Genomic DNA, 16,450 nt, shown 5'->3' with positions numbered 1-16,450 from the left:
TATATTCGTCAGGCCGAAGAGCGAGGTTTGACCCAATCACAACTGGAGGACTTAGCGAGACAGCAGGGAGTTTCGGAAAGTGAAATCTCAAAACTGAGAGCTAGAATTGAAACTATAAGAGCCAGAACGGCAAAGACAAACGTCAACTTGACCGGAGGGAGGTCTACAAGTAGATCTGCTCAGACCATTACACAGGGCGATATCTTCAATTCATTATCAGGACAGCAGAGTCCTAATCTTTCTGAGTTGCAAAAAAGAATTTTTGGTTTTGATTTATTCCAAAAGCAGACGATATATTTTACCCCCAACCTAAATTTGCCGACACCAGCAAACTATGAATTGGGTCCGCAAGATGTTTTGATTGTAGATTTGTGGGGCGCTACACAACAGTATATGGAGTTTGAGGTTTCTCTAGAAGGAACTATCAGACCAAACAACTTAAGCCCTATTTACGTGAACGGGCTATCCATAGAAGTTGCCTCTAAAAAAATTATTGATAGGTTGAGTGAGATTAATAGTGGCCTGAAGCCCCAAAATGGCAAGCCTCCGACAATATTCTATCAGGTCAGCCTTGGTAACATTCGTACAATCAATGTTAATGTTGTAGGGAATGTAGCCAAACCGAGCGCTTATGCTTTACCATCGTTGGCTACGATATATACAGCTTTACATGCTGCAGGTGGCCCCAGTGAAAAGGGTACATTTCGCGATATTCGTTTGATAAGAAACAATAAATTAATCAGTTCAGTTGACGTTTATTCTTTCCTAACCGATGGCATTAGGTCTGGTGATATGCGTTTAAAAAATGGAGATGTAATTATTGTAAAACCATTTAATACAAGGGTTGAACTAGTGGGTGAGGTTAAGAGGCCTGGTTTTTTCGAGATTAGTAAGGGACAGAATCTTCGAGATTTGTTGGCTTATGCTGGTGGCTTTACAAGTAATGCCTTTAAATCTACAGTTACCGTTAAGAGGAGAGGTGAACGAGAGCGAGAAATAATTGACATTCAGTCGGATGAATTTGATCAATTTAAGCCAGTAGATGGTGATTTAATTGAAGTAGGTGCAATTCTCGATCGATTTTCAAATCGTGTGATTATAGATGGAGCAGTGTTTCGAACAGGAGAATACCAATTGACAGAGGGTTTGAGTGTCAAAAGACTTATTGAGAAGGCTGGTGGATTGAGGGGTGATGCCTTTTTAACTAGGGCTACTATTTACAGAACGGATGAGGACTTTTCACAAAACACTATTCCATTGGACTTGGAGAAGCTGATGGATGGCACTATTTCGGATGTTCCATTGCTTAGAGAGGATGTCTTAAGAATTACTTCCATATATGATTTGAGGGAAGAGTCTTTTGTTCAAATTTCTGGAGAAGTTCAAGAAGAAGGTGTTTGGCCTTTCTTTAACCAAATGACTGTGAAGGATTTAGTGATTTTGGCAAAAGGGTTAAGAGAATCTGCATCAGGCGCCCTAATTGAAATCTCTAGAAGAAACAAAAACAGCACTTCAAGCTCAAGGGCTGAAATAATTCGGTTGTCGATAGATAAAGATTTATCCATTCGGAACAGCGAACAAGAAATTGAACTACAGCCTTTCGATCAAGTCTATATAAGGAAGTCACCAGGCTACGATGTCCAACAACAGGTTACAATTGAGGGGGAAGTCGTGGCACCTGGATTATATACTATTAGTAGAAAGGATGAGCGTATTTCTGACATCTTAAAGAGAGCCGAGGGGCTTACCCAATATGCATTTCCTCAAGGTGCAATTTTGATAAGGAGGACTGAGTTCTCTGATGATAAATCCAATGATGAGATCAGTCAAAAATATCTACAACAACTGAGACAGAAAGTCTTAAATGATGAGAGTAAACTAAAGAGCAGTAGTCAGGATCGACTGATTGAAAGATTGAATAAAATAGGTGGTAAAGGGAGAATTGATTCTGGTTATGACAGAGTTGGTGGAAAGTTTAAGAGAGATTTAATTGAGGACATTACCAAACAGGATTCATTAATAAAGAATATAGTCATTAAGGAAAAGGAACCAGTTGCAATGGATTTACATAAGATTCTTGAATCTCCAGGTTCCAAGTATGACTTTATAGTAAAGTCAGGTGATATAATTTCAATACCTGGTAAATTGGAAACGGTTCGAGTAGCCGGAGAAGTCACTTCTCCTTTAAATCTGCGCTATGATGCTGAATATAGTTTCAAAGATTACATCCATAAGTCTGGAGGATTCTTGGTAAGTGCAAAAAAATCTAGAAGCTACGTTCAATATCCAAATGGAGCTCGAGTAGGCGTGAAAAGGTTTTTATTTTTTAAAAAGTATCCAAAAATTGAACCTGGCTCTACAATTTTTGTAAGTAGGAAGCCTGAAAGACAGGCGGTTAATTTTCAGGCCATTATTACTGCCGTTGGATCTGTTGCCACATTGGCATTGGTTGTGGACAGATTGAGCAATAGGTAGACTATTTCATAATGGCCGATAGTAGAGTAAGACACTTAGCAAAAACAATTACTTGGCGTGCCGTGGGAACTGTAGATACAGTGATTCTGGCTTGGCTTATTTCAGGGAATCCTATGACTGGGTTTAAAATAGGAGCGGCCGAAGTTGTGACTAAAATGGTTCTTTACTATTTCCATGAAAGGGTTTGGTATAAAGTCAACTTTGGACTTGATCGAAGAAAGGAGAGAAAAAATAGGCAAGAAAGGGCAGAGAAGGTTTCGCAGAATATCATTCATCAGAACTTCAAGATAGACAGTAAAAAAAGACAATCACTTTTAAAACAGAAGCCCCTTCTCATATGGTTTACGGGTCTTTCAGGTTCTGGTAAGTCGACCATGGCCAATTTGCTAGAATCTGAATTGCATGCTAGCGGCTATAAAACGTATCTTCTAGATGGCGATAATATTCGTAGTGGTTTATGCGAAGATCTTGCCTTTACCGAAGATGACAGGGTGGAAAATATTAGAAGAATTGGTGAGGTGTCTAGGTTGTTTTTAGATTCTGGAATTATTGTGCTTTCAGCCTTTGTTTCTCCTTTTGCTCATGATAGAGACTTAGTTCGAGAGCTTGTTGGGAAGGAAAATTATGTCGAAGTTTTCGTAGATTGTCCATTGGAGGTTTGTGAGGAGAGAGATGTAAAAGGGCTCTATAAAAAGGCAAGAGAGGGTAAGATTAAGAACTTTACTGGTATTGATTCTCCGTTCGAAAGGCCTGAGAATGCTGATATTGTTTTAAAAACGGCAGAAGTTGATGCGAAAATACTTCTATCTAAGCTGCTGAACTATGTTGAACCAAAAATTGGTGAAGAAACGAATGTCGAGGTATAATTTGACTCATCTAAAAGAGCTTGAATCAGAAGCCATCTATGTGATTCGTGAAGTTTTCGCTCAATTCGAGAAGCCAGGAATACTGTTTTCCGGAGGCAAGGATTCTATTGTAGTCACTCATTTGGCAAGAAAGGCTTTTTGGCCTGCGAAAGTGCCTTTCCCTCTCGTTCATATTGATACTGGTCATAATTTTCCAGAGACAATTAAGTTCAGAGACGACCTTGTGAGCAACCTTGAAGTTGATTTGGTTGTAGCCTCAGTTCAGAAGTCTATCGATCAGGGCAGGGTAAGAGAAGAGACGGGCAGAGATGCGTCCAGGAACTGGCTTCAAATAACAACCCTTCTAGATGCAATCGAAGAGAATGGTTTTGATTCTTTGATGGGTGGAGCCAGAAGAGATGAAGAAAAAGCAAGAGCTAAGGAGAGATTCTTTTCTCACCGTGATGACTTTGGTCAGTGGAACCCTAAAAACCAACGTCCGGAGCTTTGGAACATCTTCAATGGTAAGAAGAATTTTGGAGAGCATTTCCGAGTGTTTCCAATTAGTAACTGGACAGAAATGGATGTATGGCAATATATCCTCTCGGAGAATATTGCGATACCCTCTCTATACATTGCGCATCACAGAGATGTGATTAAAAGAGCAGGTACTTGGTTGCCAAATTCTGAATTTATAACTCTTAGAGAAGGTGAGCAGGTAGTGAACAAAAAGGTTAGGTTTCGGACACTTGGTGATATCACTATTACTGGTGGAGATGAATCTAATGCTGATACTTTGGAGAAAATTGTAGCAGAAGTAGCTGCAGCTCGACAAACAGAAAGAGGAAACCGTGCAGATGACAAACGATCAGAAACAGCAATGGAGGATCGTAAAAAAGAGGGATACTTTTAATGGACAATACTTATTTAGATATGGAGCTCCTCCGCTTCACAACTGCTGGAAGTGTAGATGATGGTAAGAGCACCCTTATCGGGAGACTGCTTTACGATAGTAAGTCCATTTTTGAAGATCAACTTGATCAGGTTGAAAACTCAAGTAAGAAAAGAGGTTTGGACCATACAGATTTGGCCCTTCTTACTGACGGTTTGAAAGACGAAAGAGAACAGGGAATAACAATTGACGTTGCCTATAGGTATTTTGCTACCCCAAAAAGGAAATTTATAATTGCTGATACTCCTGGACATATCCAATATACGAGGAATATGGTCACTGGAGCGTCCACCGCAAATCTTGCACTTATTCTAGTTGACGCTCGCCATGGAGTTGTAGAACAGACCTGCCGCCATAGTTTTATCGCCTCTCTTTTGAAGATTCCGCATCTGGTAGTTTGCATTAATAAGATGGACTTAGTTGATTATAATGAAGAAGTGTTTGAGAAAATCAGGGCTCAATATGAGTCTTTTGCTTCCAAACTTGATGTTCAGGATATCAGGTTTATACCCATTAGTGCTTTGAAAGGAGATAATGTCGTAAATAAGTCTGAAAAGATGGGTTGGTATGAGGGAGCGACTCTGCTTTATACGCTAGAAAACATTCATATTGGCAGTGATCAAAACCATATTGATTGTCGTTTCCCTGTACAAACTGTTATAAGGCCTAAACAAGATCGGTACCATGATTTTAGAGGGTACGCAGGTCGTGTGGCAGGTGGTGTTTTCAAGAAGGGCGATGAAGTTGCAGTATTGCCTTCAGGCTTTACCTCCAAGATACAAGGCATCCATACCATGAATGGTGAAGTTGATGAGGCATTTGCGCCTATGTCAGTAACTATTACACTGGAAGATGACATTGACTTGGGGCGAGGAGATATGATAGTACGAGCTCATAACCGACCTGATGTAAGTCAAGAGATAGATATAATGCTTTGTTGGTTTAATAATAATGGACCAATGCCAAGAGCAAAGTTCACGCTAATGCATGCATGTAATGAAGTCAAGGCTATGATTAGTAAGGTTCACTATAAGTTGGATATTAACACACTGCATCGCAATGAAGAAGATTTAGAGTTCGGAATGAATGATATATTGAGAGTGTCGATTAGGACAACTAAGCCTTTGATGAAAGACGCTTATAGGAAAAATAGGTCTACAGGCTCTATAATCTTGGTAGATGATGCTACTAACGAGACTGTTGCAGCCGGTATGATCATTTGATAATGGGGAAAGACGAACTTTCGAGGTTATCGAAAATAGCTAAAGAAGCGAGTCTACTTGCTGGTCTGAAGATTATGGATATATATAATTCGGATGATTTTGAAGTAGCACTTAAAGGTGACAATTCTCCTCTAACAAAGGCAGATAAGGCGGCTCATAATGTGATTATGTCCTTTTTGAATTCCACGGGAATTCCCGTGTTGAGTGAAGAAGGTAGGGACATAACTTACGATGAGCGTAAGGGTTGGGAGTATCTTTGGATAGTAGACCCCCTTGATGGCACCAAGGAGTTTATTAAACGGAACGGAGAGTTCACAGTGAATATAGCTCTGATTAGGAGAAATGAGCCTATCCTCGGAGTAGTTTACGCTCCAGTCTTAGACAAACTCTATACTGGTGCTAAGGGATTAGGTGTAACCTTGGCAATAGGCTCTAACATATCAAAACTTGCAAGAGGAAAAGAGTCGGATTTTTTAAAACCTAGTTTAAGGGTTGTGGCCTCGAGATCCCATCTGAATATTGATACTCAGGCTTTTCTGAACCAACTAGTTGAACCGGAGATTGTTAGTATGGGAAGCTCTCTAAAATTCATGATGATTGCCGAAGGAATGGCTGATGTATATCCTAGGTTTGCTCCGACTATGGAATGGGATACGGCTGCGGCTCATGCTATATTGTTGGAATTAGGTGGAAGAGTTACTAATCCTAGTGGTGAGCCTTTAGTCTATAACAAAGTCAATTTGTTAAATCCGCATTTCAGGGCTGAGTTGTAACTCTTTATAAGGTAATTAGTACAAATTAGACTGTTTGAGTCTATTTTGGTTAAAGCTTACGAGTATGTATATGTGTCGGTTTTTAGCAAAATTATAGTTATTTCGATAATCAATTAAGATTTCAGATGTCATCATTTATACATGAAACGGCAATAGTAGATGAGGGTGCTCAAATAGGCAGTGGAACAAAAATTTGGCATTTTTCTCACATAATGACCGGATGTACTATTGGTAAACTGTGTAATATTGGTCAAAATGTTGTAGTCAGTCCCAATGTCAAGCTTGGTAATAATGTTAAGGTTCAAAATAATGTTAGCATCTATACAGGGGTGACATGTGAAGATGATGTCTTCCTGGGGCCCTCCATGGTATTTACGAATGTAATTAACCCTAGAAGTGCCGTCAACCGGAGGGGTCAATATCTTAACACACTTGTGAAAAAGGGAGCTTCAATAGGTGCCAATGCCACTATAGTATGCGGACATGATATAGGTGAATATGCATTCATTGGAGCTGGTACTGTAGTTACCAAAGAAGTATTACCTTATGCACTAGTCATTGGAAATCCTGGTAGACAAGTTGGGTGGATTAGTGAATATGGGCATCGCTTAGACTTTGACTTGAATGGAGAAGCAAGTTGCTCAGAGTCAGGAGAGAAGTATCTTTTATCAGATAACGTTGTGAATAAAATTTAGTGAAGAACTTTGCATTAATTGGAGCCTCAGGGTACATAGCTCCACGTCATCTCAAGGCTATAAAAGAAACAGGAAATAATCTGGTGGCTGCTTTGGATCCATTCGACAGTGTAGGGATAATGGATTCCTTCTTCCCAAATGCGGATTTTTTTGTTGAGTTTGAGAGATTTGATAGACATCTTGAAAAATTAAGGTATGAACGGGGTACATCCCTTGACTATACCAGCATCTGTACTCCCAACTATCTGCATGACGCACATATTCGCATGGCATTACGTGTTGGTTCAGATGCCATATGTGAAAAGCCACTTGTTCTAAACCCTTGGAATATTGATTCACTCAGCAAAATTCAAGAGAGCACTAGTCAAAGAATTTGGAATATTCTTCAATTGAGAGTTCATCCAAGCATTATTGCTTTGAAGCAAAGAATTGATAAGGCTCCCAAGGATAAGGTTTTTGAAATAGATCTCACCTATCTTACTTCAAGAGGGCACTGGTATTACACCTCTTGGAAAGGTGATGTCAAAAAATCGGGGGGCATAGCAACGAATATTGGAGTTCACTTCTTCGATATGCTAATATGGATTTTTGGTGAGGCGAAATTAAATCAGGTACATTTACATGAACACGACAGGGCTGCTGGGTATCTTGAATTAGAGAAGGCTCGAGTTAGGTGGTTTTTATCCATTAATGAAGAACTGTTACCGACTGATGTTCGGGAACGTGGGCAAAGAACTTTCAGGTCTATTAAGATTGAAGATGAAGAAGTAGAATTTAGCGAAGGTTTCACGGACCTTCATACGACTTCATATGAAAGGGTTTTAAGCGGGCATGGTTTTGGAATAGAGGAGACAAGACGGTCAATAGAGGTTGTTCATAATATTCGAAACACTCAACCAATAGGTCTGAAGGGAGACTATCACCCACTAGCACGTGATCCTTTAAGTCATCATCCATTTGCTAAATTTTAACTGAATAGTATGGGCAATTTGAGTTTGAAAGCTTTTCTGAATCTCATAAAAGAAAAGAGGAAGTTGGTAATCATTGTGACCTCTTTATGTATTCTTTTGGGCATTTTTATTGCTATGACTACGCCACGAGTGTGGAGCTCAAAAATTCAATTATTGGCAATTGAACAATCTGGCAGTGGAAATGGACTTGGAAGGTTGGGTAGCTTGGCTGGAATAGCTGGAGTCAACCTAGGTCGTTCGGAGGGAGGAGAATTAAATCCTGAGGTTTATTTCGATATTATTCGTTCCACTCCATTTCTCATGGCATTGAATGATAAAGAATTTTATTTTCCTCTGAACAAAGACTCTATTAAACTGCTGGAATATCAAGCTGAACATGCCAAAACGGCACCGCTTTCTCGGGTTCTGGGCTTACCATCGAATATTCTAAAGCTCGTAGGGCAACTGTTTTCAAAGAAAAATACCTCGGCAAATAATAACTCATCGATAACAGAAGCAATTGCACATGACAATGAAATTCTCAAGTTAACGGTTGAAGACAGAGTCTTTTTAGATAATTTGATGAGTAAAATTGCTGTCAATTTTAATGAAGATACTGGTATTACTACTATTTTTTCCTACCATCAGGATGCTCAGATTAGTGCGCAAATGGTCATTTTCACTTATGAATATTTGAATAATTTCCTCAAGTCCTATAAATCCTCTCAGGTAAAGAGGAAGCTTGATTTCATAGAGAAACAGCTTGAGAAAAAACAAAATGATTTTAGAAACAGACAGCAACAACTTGCAGAGTTCAGAGATAGAAATATTGGTGCTCTAAACAATCGAGCCCGAACAGAACTGGATAACTTGCAATCTGAATTTAACCTAGCATTCAACCTTGTTAATTCGTTAAGCCAACAAAGAGAAGAAACCGCTATTCAACTGGAGGAAAACTCTCTTGTATTTAAAGTACTTGAACCTGTTGTGGTCCCAGTAGTTCCAAGTAAGCCAAAACGTAAGATAATTGTTATGGGATTCTTGTTCTTAGGGCTCTTCCTAAGTGCTTTAATAATCTTTGTTAAAATGTATTTGAGCGATCAGGAAGGAAAAGCACAAGCCTCATAAGCTTTTATCTCGTACCTGTTTTTTTAACCCAAAATATACTATGAGTTCTAAATTGATTGATGCCAAAGTCCTTGTAATAGGAGGCGCTGGTTTTATCGGAAGTTTTGTTGTAAAAGAGTTACTTAAACACGAAGTAGGCGAGGTGGTTGTTTACGACAATTTCGCTCGTGGTCAAAAAGAATATCTCGATGAGCCACTACAAGACCCGCGATGTTCTCTTTTTCCAATAGGAGGGGATATACGTGAAATAGACATATTGAATGAAGCCATGAAAGGGAAAGACTATGTAATTAGTCTTGCCGCAATGTGGTTGTTGCATTGCAAAGACTACCCCAGAACGGCATTTGATGTAAACATTGCGGGCACTTTCAATGTGCTGGAGGCCTGCGTTAACAACAACATAAAAAAACTCATCTGGTCATCATCTGCTTCGGTATATGGCGATGCGGTAGAGCTACCCATGACCGAGTCGCACCCCTTTAACAATAAAAATTTCTATGGTGCCTCAAAAATTGCCGGTGAAGCCATGGCAACCGCGTTCAATGATCGGTATAATTTGTCAGTCATTGGCCTTAGGTACATGAATGTTTATGGGCCTCATCAAGACCAGACCGCAGCGTATACAGGAGTAGTCCCGATCATGCTTAATAAAATAGAAGCCAACGAATCACCTATCATCAATGGTGATGGAAGTCAGGCTTATGATTTTATTTATGTTGAAGATGTTGCCAAATGTAATGTGGATGCACTCTTAAGCGATCAGGAATTCGGGATGTATAACGTGGGTACAGAGATTCAAACTTCTATAAAGGAACTCTGTGATACTATTCTTGACCTGAAACAATCGGACCTGAAGGTGATCTACAAGCCCTACTCTGAAGATGACGCCAGAGCCCTCGTTCAAAACCGTATTGGGTCCAAAGTTAAGGCTGAAAAAGAAATTGGCTTCAAATATCATTTTGAATTACGAGAAGGGCTACAGAAGCTGATTGATTGGAGAATCGAGACTGGAGTAGACGAAAAGAGATGATAAAGAAAAGAAACATAGCCATTTCCCTACCAGTTACTGGTGAAGAGGAATGGGAAGCCGTAAAAGAGCCATTGATGACTGGCTGGATAACTGCCGGCCCAAAGGTCAGAGAATTTGAAGACCTATTTGCTGAAAGGCATCGGGTAAATAATGCATTGGCTGTAACCAGTGCTACAACGGCCCTTCATCTGGCCTTGGTGAGCCTGGGAGTAGGCCCAGGTGACGAAGTAGTGGTACCAGCTTTTACATGGGTTTCTACAGCCAATGTGGTTTTATATCAGGGAGCGAAAGTAGTTTTCTGCGACATTGACCCAAAGACTTTCAATATTGATCCTAATGATTTAAAGAAAAAAATAACAGGTAAAACCAAAGCCATCATGGCCGTTCATCTCTTTGGACTCTGCGCAGATGTCGATCTAATCAGAGAAATTGCGCCAGGCGTTGCTATTGTTGAGGATGCCGCCTGTGCTTCAGGAGCAGGCCTTAGGGGCAAACCAGCCGGAAGCCTAGGAGATATAGGCTGTTTCTCCTTCCACCCACGTAAATCCGTAACTACGGGTGAGGGCGGAATGCTCACCACCAATGATCCGGTTCACGGAGAGAAGCTCGGAATGCTAAGAAACCACGGTGCATCCGTTTCGGAAGAACAACGTCACCATGGCCCTAAACCTTATATACTACCCGACTTCAACATGATTGGGTTCAACTACAGAATGACAGACTTGCAAGGGGCAGTTGGATGTGTTCAGATTAAAAAACTTGATACCCTTATTGAGGAAAGAAGAAAATGGGCAGTTTTCTATAATCAGGAATTGAAAGAGCTGGATTGGTTGACATTACCTGATTATGGTGCTGACTTTGAACATGGTTGGCAGTCCTATGTGACCATGGTTGACGAGTCAAAATCACCTTATTCTAGAAATGAGATCATGGAAAAACTGCAGTCCATGGGTATTTCAACAAGGCCCGGTACACATGCAGTGCATATGCTCGGTTTTTACAAGGAAAGGTACGGGCACAAGGCCTCCGATTTTCCTGGTGCTGAGCTAGCCAACAACTGTTCAATGGCGATCCCATTACATAATAGGATGAGCGCTGAGGATTATCAGTATGTTGTCGAGTGCCTAAAGTCTATCTAAAAACTCCTAATATGTGCGGTATAACCGGAATATTCAATCTTAATCGGCAGCCAGTGTTTCAGGGAGAGCTTGAGAAAATGGTTGATAGCCTTGCCCATAGAGGCCCTGATGGTGAGGGTGTTTTTGTTAAGGAAAATATTGGGTTAGGACATAGGAGGTTGGCAATTCTTGATGTATCCGAACGTGGGGCCCAACCGATGACGTCAAAGAATTTACGTTGGACGATTACGTTTAATGGATGTATTTATAACTTTCAAACCTTAAGAGAAGAACTTAAGGCCAAAGGCCATCTGTTTAATACTAAAACTGATACAGAAGTTATTGTTGAGGGATTGTCTGCATATGGGCCTTCGTTTTTTGAGCGTCTCAATGGAATGTTTGCAGTAGGCGCTTGGGACAATGAAGAGAAAGCCCTGTATTTATCTCGCGACAGGTTTGGCGTCAAACCTCTGTACTATTGGTTTGGAGGTAAGACACTGCTATTTGGATCGGAGATAAAATCCTTCTTCCCACATAGAGATTTTAAAGTAGGATTGAATGTATCGGCTCTAAACGAATATTTTACATTTCAAAACCTATTTAGTTACCAAAGTCTTTTTGAAGGAGTAACGCTGCTACCCCCGGCCAACACTGTAAAGGTCACTTCAGATTCCACACATGTTAAGCACTATTCATGGTGGGATTATGACTTCACCAAACCGGATGAAAAAATGACATTTGAGGAGGCGAAAGATGAAACTGAGAGGCTCTTCAAATTATCCGTTGCTAAACAAATGGTTTCTGATGTTCCGGTCGGTAGTTATTTATCCGGAGGGATGGATTCAGGGTCAATCACAGCCATAGCTTCTTCCCATGTGCCGCGCTTATCCACATTTACATGTGGTTTTGATATGAGTGAAGTTACTGGGGTTGAAGCAAACTATGATGAGAGAAGAGATGCAGAACTCATGGCGAATTACTTTAAAACAGAGCATTATGAACAGGTAATGAATGCAGGTGACCTTCGGTGGTCATTGCCAAAAGTGGTCTATCACCTCGAAGATTTGAGAGTCGGTATGTCCTACCCTAATTACTACATCTCACGCCTGGCTTCTAAATTTGTCAAAGTTTGCCTGCAAGGGACTGGAGGAGATGAGCTTTATGGAGGTTATCCTTGGCGTTATTATAAAGTATTTGATTCTATTAGTCAAAAACAGTTTTTTCATCAGTACTATGATTTTTGGCAACGATTGGTACCTGATAAATCAAAAAATGATTTGTTTCAGAATTCTGTTATGAGCCAGATTGATATTGATCGACCGCGTAAGACGTTTGAGAATGTTTTTCTTTTTAATGAACAACTAAAGTATTCAAGCCCAGAAGAGCATATTCAAAACTCTCTTTATTTTGAGATTAAGACATTCTTACCAGGGCTATTCATGGTTGGGGACAAACTTTCCATGGCGAATGGTCTTGAAGAGCGGTTTCCGTTTATGGACAATGACCTTGTGGATTTTGCCATGAAGATACCAGTCAAGTATAAATTGGGGAATCTACAGGCCGAAATTGAGCGGATAGATGAGAATGCTACAGCCGAGACAAAAAAGAAAATGTCCTATCGCTCATACAATGACGGGAAGAATGTCTTGCGAAAAGCGATGCAAGGCTTCATCCCTGAGAAGATAATTAATCGTCAGAAACAGGGTTTTTCGGCTCCGGATGAGAGTTGGTACAGAGGAGAAAATGCAGAGTATGTCAAAGAACTTTTACTAAATAAAAGAACAGTCAGCTCGGAATTCATCAATCCCGATTACATGAAGAAAATGATAGATGAGCACATGCACCAGAAAGTCAATCACAGGCTGCTCATTTGGTCATTTATGAGTTTTGAATGGTGGTGCAGAATATTCCTTGACAATCAAAAAGTTTGAAGACTACAACCAACTTAGTAATAATTGGATCAGGCTATGCCTACTGGGAAGTTTATGATCTAATTCTGGACATCAACCAGTCAGGCCGGGAGAATTTTAATATAGTAGGGATAGTAGATGACAATGAGTCCTTATGGGGTGAGGTATTCAATGGGGTTAAGGTCATTGGACCTCTGGAAAAGGTTGAAGAATATGCTACTGATGTGAAATTTGTTATGGCCATAGGTTCTCACAAAACCTTGAGTTTAAGACATAATCTTATAAAGAGACTCAGATTAGATTCTTCTCGATTTCAAACTTTGATTCACCCTTCGGCCAAGGTGTTTTCTACAGCCTCCGTTGGAAATGGCTGCATTATCCATTATGGATCTGTTGTTTTTAGTTTTGCTACGCTAAAACCATTCGTAATCATCTCTGCAAATTGCGTCATTGCCGTTGAAAATCTGATTGGGCAAGGGGCAATGCTCGGCTCGAATATCACTCTGACAACTGGTGTGAAAATAGGAGCTTATGCATTTATTGGATCAAGTACTACTATTGCAGAAAATGTGGAGATTGGGCCATGTGCCAAAATAGGTATGACATCAAATGTTTTCAGAAAAATAAAACCTGGAATGACTATATTTGGTAACCCATCTAAGTACCTAGGTGCTGTTCCAGTCCAGGAAGAAATTCTGGAAATTTGGGAGCAGAACAAAATCAATTAAAAAATGAAAGAATTTGCATTAAAGGTTGTTTACTCATGTATTGATGAGCTAAACGAAGACCTGGAAGAAGACGAGAAAATAGCCAAAGAGGCCTCCGCTGTTCTTTTTGGTTCTGGTAGCATGCTCGATTCTATGAGCCTTGTAAACCTCATCACGGCAATAGAGGAACTCATAGAAGATGAAAAAGGTGTCTATTTAACGCTGGCCGATGAAAATGCTATGTCGATGACCGATAGCCCATTCAAGACGGTTGATACATTATCAGATTACATTGTCAGACTCCTTAGCAAGTAAGGAAATCATAGAATGGTTGTCTTAATTACAGGGACCAGCAGAGGAATAGGACGCTACTTAGTGGAATACTATTGCTCAAAAGGTAATAAGGTAATTGGTTGTAGCCGAAATGATTCGATATTTTCTGCGGACAATTATCAGCACATCCAATTGGATGTTTCCGATGAACCAGCGGTTCAAAATATGTTTCGATCCATTAGGAAAGAATACAATCAATTGGATGTGCTGATAAACAACGCAGCTGTTAACCTTACACTTTCTCCGGTATATGCCTTGACAAAAGACTCTGTGTTAAGAACCATGGAAGTCAATTTTGTTTCTACAGTCTTGATGTCAAAAATGGCTGTCAAGTTGATGTCAAAAAATACCTTTGGCAGGATAATTAATATAGGCTCCATGGCTTCGAAGTTAGAAGTGAAAGGGGAGTCGATTTATTCAGCCTCTAAGGCAGCCATAAACACCTTTACTAGGGTAATGGCCAAAGAGGTCCATCGCCTCGGAATTACCTGCAATGTTGTAGCTCCTTCAGCCATTGAGACAGAGCTGTCCAAGCAAATAGACCCAGAAGCATTGAAGGAAGTACTGAGCAGAAATGCTGTTAGTGAATTTGGACGGTTTGAAGACATCAGTAATACCATCGACTTCTTGTTAAGCCAAGAAAGTAATGCAGTTACTGGTCAAATTATTTACCTGGGAGGGGTTTGATGAGTACTGAAATCGAAAAAATCACCGTTGGTGAATGGGATGAAAATACATACCTCGTCTATGGAGACAAGGATCTCGTAATCGTTGATCCGGGAGATGACTATGAGCGCCTGAGGTTACAAATAGATCAGACCGGACGAAAGCCTCTAGCAATATTGATAACACATGGTCACTTCGACCATATTGGTGCGATTTGTCCATTGATGAATTATTATGATATCCCTTTCTACATGCATTCTGCAGACAAAAGACTTCTCAGACAAGCCAATTTCTATAGAAAGATGTCGGGTAGTAAAGTCTTTATCCAAATTCCGAAAACCGATAAATTTTTGGACAATTGCTCACTCCTTGAATTAGGCGAGTTGACCATTGAGGTGATTCATGCACCCGGACACACCAATGGAAGTGTTTCTTTTAAAGTAGGAAATGACCTTATCTGTGGTGATTTGATTTTTGAACAGGAAGAAGGGAGAACAGACCTTCCTGAAAGTGATCCAACAGCATCCAAAAATTCCATCAGAAAATTGATAAATGAGTTCAATGGATGTCGAATTCATCCTGGACACGGTAATTCTTTCATGGTGAGCGAAATAGATCAAAGTAAAGAGTTATGATCAAGATTGATAACATTGAGTACTATTTGCCTGCGAATAAAATCGCTAACCAGGATTTAGCTGACAAGTTTCCTGAATGGGACATTGAAAAGGTTTCAGCCAAATCAGGTGTAATGCTCAGGCATGTATCAAACGAAGATGAAACCGCCCTCGATTTGGCAAAAAGGGCATGTGACCAGCTATTTGAAAAAGAACCCACATTGAAAGATGAAGTTGACGGGATAGTTTTTTGCACACAGTCACCGGACCATATAATGCCTTCAAACGCCTTTCTAATGCAGCAGTATTTGGGTTTATGCAATCAGGTACTGGCCTTTGACTATAACCTTGCTTGCTCGGGTTATGTATATGGTCTTTCTATTATCAATGGACTAATTTCTACTGGTGTTGCCAATAAGGTGCTTTTGATTACTGCCGATACCTATTCAAAATATATGGGAGAGAAAGACAGGTCCACCCGGGTTCTGTTCAGCGATGCCGCAGCAGTAAGTTTGATTAGCAAGGGAAAGACTAATGCCGTTATGGACACAGTCCTCGCCTCTTGTGGTAATGAATATGAGTCTTTCTTTATTCCTGCTGGTGGACATAAAATACCCAGATCAGAGGAAACCTCCATGGAACTGGAGACGATTGGTGGAAACATCAGGAGCCTTGAAAATATTCACATGAACGGTTTCAATGTTTGGAAATTCATAGCAACAGCTGTGCCTAGGCAGATAAAGGAAATATTGAAAAAGAATGAGCTTACGTCCTCCGACATCAAACTTTTTCTATTCCATCAAGCCAGTAAGTTGACATTGGATTCTTTAATTAAGGCACTTAAACTACCAGAATCGAAAGTTTACAGTAACTTAAAATATGTTGGTAACACCGTTTCTGCATCCATACCAATTCTTATAAAAGATGCAGAAGATGGAGGTAAACTTGAAAGAGGGGACCTTGTTTTAATATCTGGATTTGGAGTGGGCCTTTCATGGGGCTCCATAATTCTCCGCTATTAAGTAAAGAAT

16 protein-coding genes are annotated in these 16,450 nt (G+C 40.1%); all 16 read left to right on the top strand.

The window, feature by feature from the left end; genetic code table 11:
• Window positions 1-2,475 (top strand): SLBB domain-containing protein (locus tag J4E76_RS14995; RefSeq protein ID WP_208505533.1); only part of this gene is annotated, 2,475 nt, incomplete at its 5' end.
• Between the two features lie 11 nt (window positions 2,476-2,486).
• Window positions 2,487-3,341, top strand: coding sequence for an adenylyl-sulfate kinase (cysC, locus tag J4E76_RS14990; protein ID WP_255552100.1), 855 nt, complete (start codon window positions 2,487-2,489; stop codon window positions 3,339-3,341).
• Window positions 3,328-4,233, top strand: a complete 906-nt coding sequence (gene cysD, locus J4E76_RS14985) for a sulfate adenylyltransferase subunit CysD (RefSeq protein ID WP_208505553.1) — start codon at window positions 3,328-3,330, stop codon at window positions 4,231-4,233. Before cysC ends, cysD begins: the two co-directional genes overlap by 14 nt.
• Window positions 4,233-5,495, top strand: coding sequence for a sulfate adenylyltransferase subunit 1 (locus tag J4E76_RS14980; protein WP_236017484.1), 1,263 nt, complete (start codon window positions 4,233-4,235; stop codon window positions 5,493-5,495). Before cysD ends, J4E76_RS14980 begins: the two co-directional genes overlap by 1 nt.
• A gap of 2 nt (window positions 5,496-5,497) precedes the next feature.
• On the top strand, window positions 5,498-6,268 hold the full coding sequence (cysQ, locus tag J4E76_RS14975) for a 3'(2'),5'-bisphosphate nucleotidase CysQ (protein ID WP_208505532.1): 771 nt from the start codon (window positions 5,498-5,500) through the stop codon (window positions 6,266-6,268).
• A 125-nt stretch (window positions 6,269-6,393) separates the two neighbouring features.
• The gene (locus J4E76_RS14970; protein WP_208505530.1) at window positions 6,394-6,963 is read left to right on the top strand and encodes an acyltransferase; all 570 of its coding nucleotides are present in this window, start codon (window positions 6,394-6,396) and stop codon (window positions 6,961-6,963) included.
• On the top strand, window positions 6,963-7,934 hold the full coding sequence (locus tag J4E76_RS14965) for a Gfo/Idh/MocA family protein (RefSeq protein WP_208505528.1): 972 nt from the start codon (window positions 6,963-6,965) through the stop codon (window positions 7,932-7,934). Before J4E76_RS14970 ends, J4E76_RS14965 begins: the two co-directional genes overlap by 1 nt.
• A gap of 9 nt (window positions 7,935-7,943) precedes the next feature.
• Complete coding sequence (locus tag J4E76_RS14960) at window positions 7,944-9,041, top strand: Wzz/FepE/Etk N-terminal domain-containing protein (RefSeq protein ID WP_208505526.1); 1,098 nt, start codon at window positions 7,944-7,946, stop codon at window positions 9,039-9,041.
• A gap of 40 nt (window positions 9,042-9,081) precedes the next feature.
• Window positions 9,082-10,071 (top strand): NAD-dependent epimerase/dehydratase family protein, encoded by a 990-nt coding sequence (locus J4E76_RS14955; protein ID WP_208505524.1) that lies wholly within the window; start codon window positions 9,082-9,084, stop codon window positions 10,069-10,071.
• Window positions 10,068-11,210: a DegT/DnrJ/EryC1/StrS aminotransferase family protein gene (locus tag J4E76_RS14950; RefSeq protein WP_236017482.1), complete on the top strand. Its 1,143-nt coding sequence runs from the start codon at window positions 10,068-10,070 to the stop codon at window positions 11,208-11,210. The genes J4E76_RS14955 and J4E76_RS14950 overlap by 4 nt, the downstream gene beginning before the upstream one ends.
• Before the next feature lie 11 nt (window positions 11,211-11,221).
• On the top strand, window positions 11,222-13,120 hold the full coding sequence (asnB, locus tag J4E76_RS14945; RefSeq protein ID WP_208505522.1) for an asparagine synthase (glutamine-hydrolyzing): 1,899 nt from the start codon (window positions 11,222-11,224) through the stop codon (window positions 13,118-13,120).
• Window positions 13,117-13,827, top strand: coding sequence for a hypothetical protein (locus tag J4E76_RS14940; protein WP_208505520.1), 711 nt, complete (start codon window positions 13,117-13,119; stop codon window positions 13,825-13,827). Before asnB ends, J4E76_RS14940 begins: the two co-directional genes overlap by 4 nt.
• A gap of 3 nt (window positions 13,828-13,830) precedes the next feature.
• On the top strand, window positions 13,831-14,121 hold the full coding sequence (locus tag J4E76_RS14935) for a hypothetical protein (RefSeq protein WP_208505518.1): 291 nt from the start codon (window positions 13,831-13,833) through the stop codon (window positions 14,119-14,121).
• Window positions 14,122-14,133: 12 nt separating this feature from the next.
• Entirely contained in the window at window positions 14,134-14,826 is a 693-nt protein-coding gene (locus J4E76_RS14930; protein ID WP_236017481.1) for an SDR family NAD(P)-dependent oxidoreductase, read from the top strand.
• Window positions 14,826-15,440 carry an MBL fold metallo-hydrolase gene (locus tag J4E76_RS14925; protein WP_208505514.1) on the top strand — a complete coding sequence of 205 codons (615 nt, stop codon included), beginning with the start codon at window positions 14,826-14,828 and terminating at the stop codon, window positions 15,438-15,440. Before J4E76_RS14930 ends, J4E76_RS14925 begins: the two co-directional genes overlap by 1 nt.
• Window positions 15,437-16,441, top strand: coding sequence for a 3-oxoacyl-ACP synthase III family protein (locus tag J4E76_RS14920; protein ID WP_208505512.1), 1,005 nt, complete (start codon window positions 15,437-15,439; stop codon window positions 16,439-16,441). The genes J4E76_RS14925 and J4E76_RS14920 overlap by 4 nt, the downstream gene beginning before the upstream one ends.
• Window positions 16,442-16,450: the final 9 nt, after the last annotated feature.

The sequence above is a fragment of the Roseivirga sp. E12 genome, assembly GCF_017592825.1.
GTDB lineage: Bacteria > Bacteroidota > Bacteroidia > Cytophagales > Cyclobacteriaceae > Roseivirga.
Note: the sequence above shows the minus strand (reverse complement) of the source record. Positions and strands in the feature narration are given on the sequence as shown.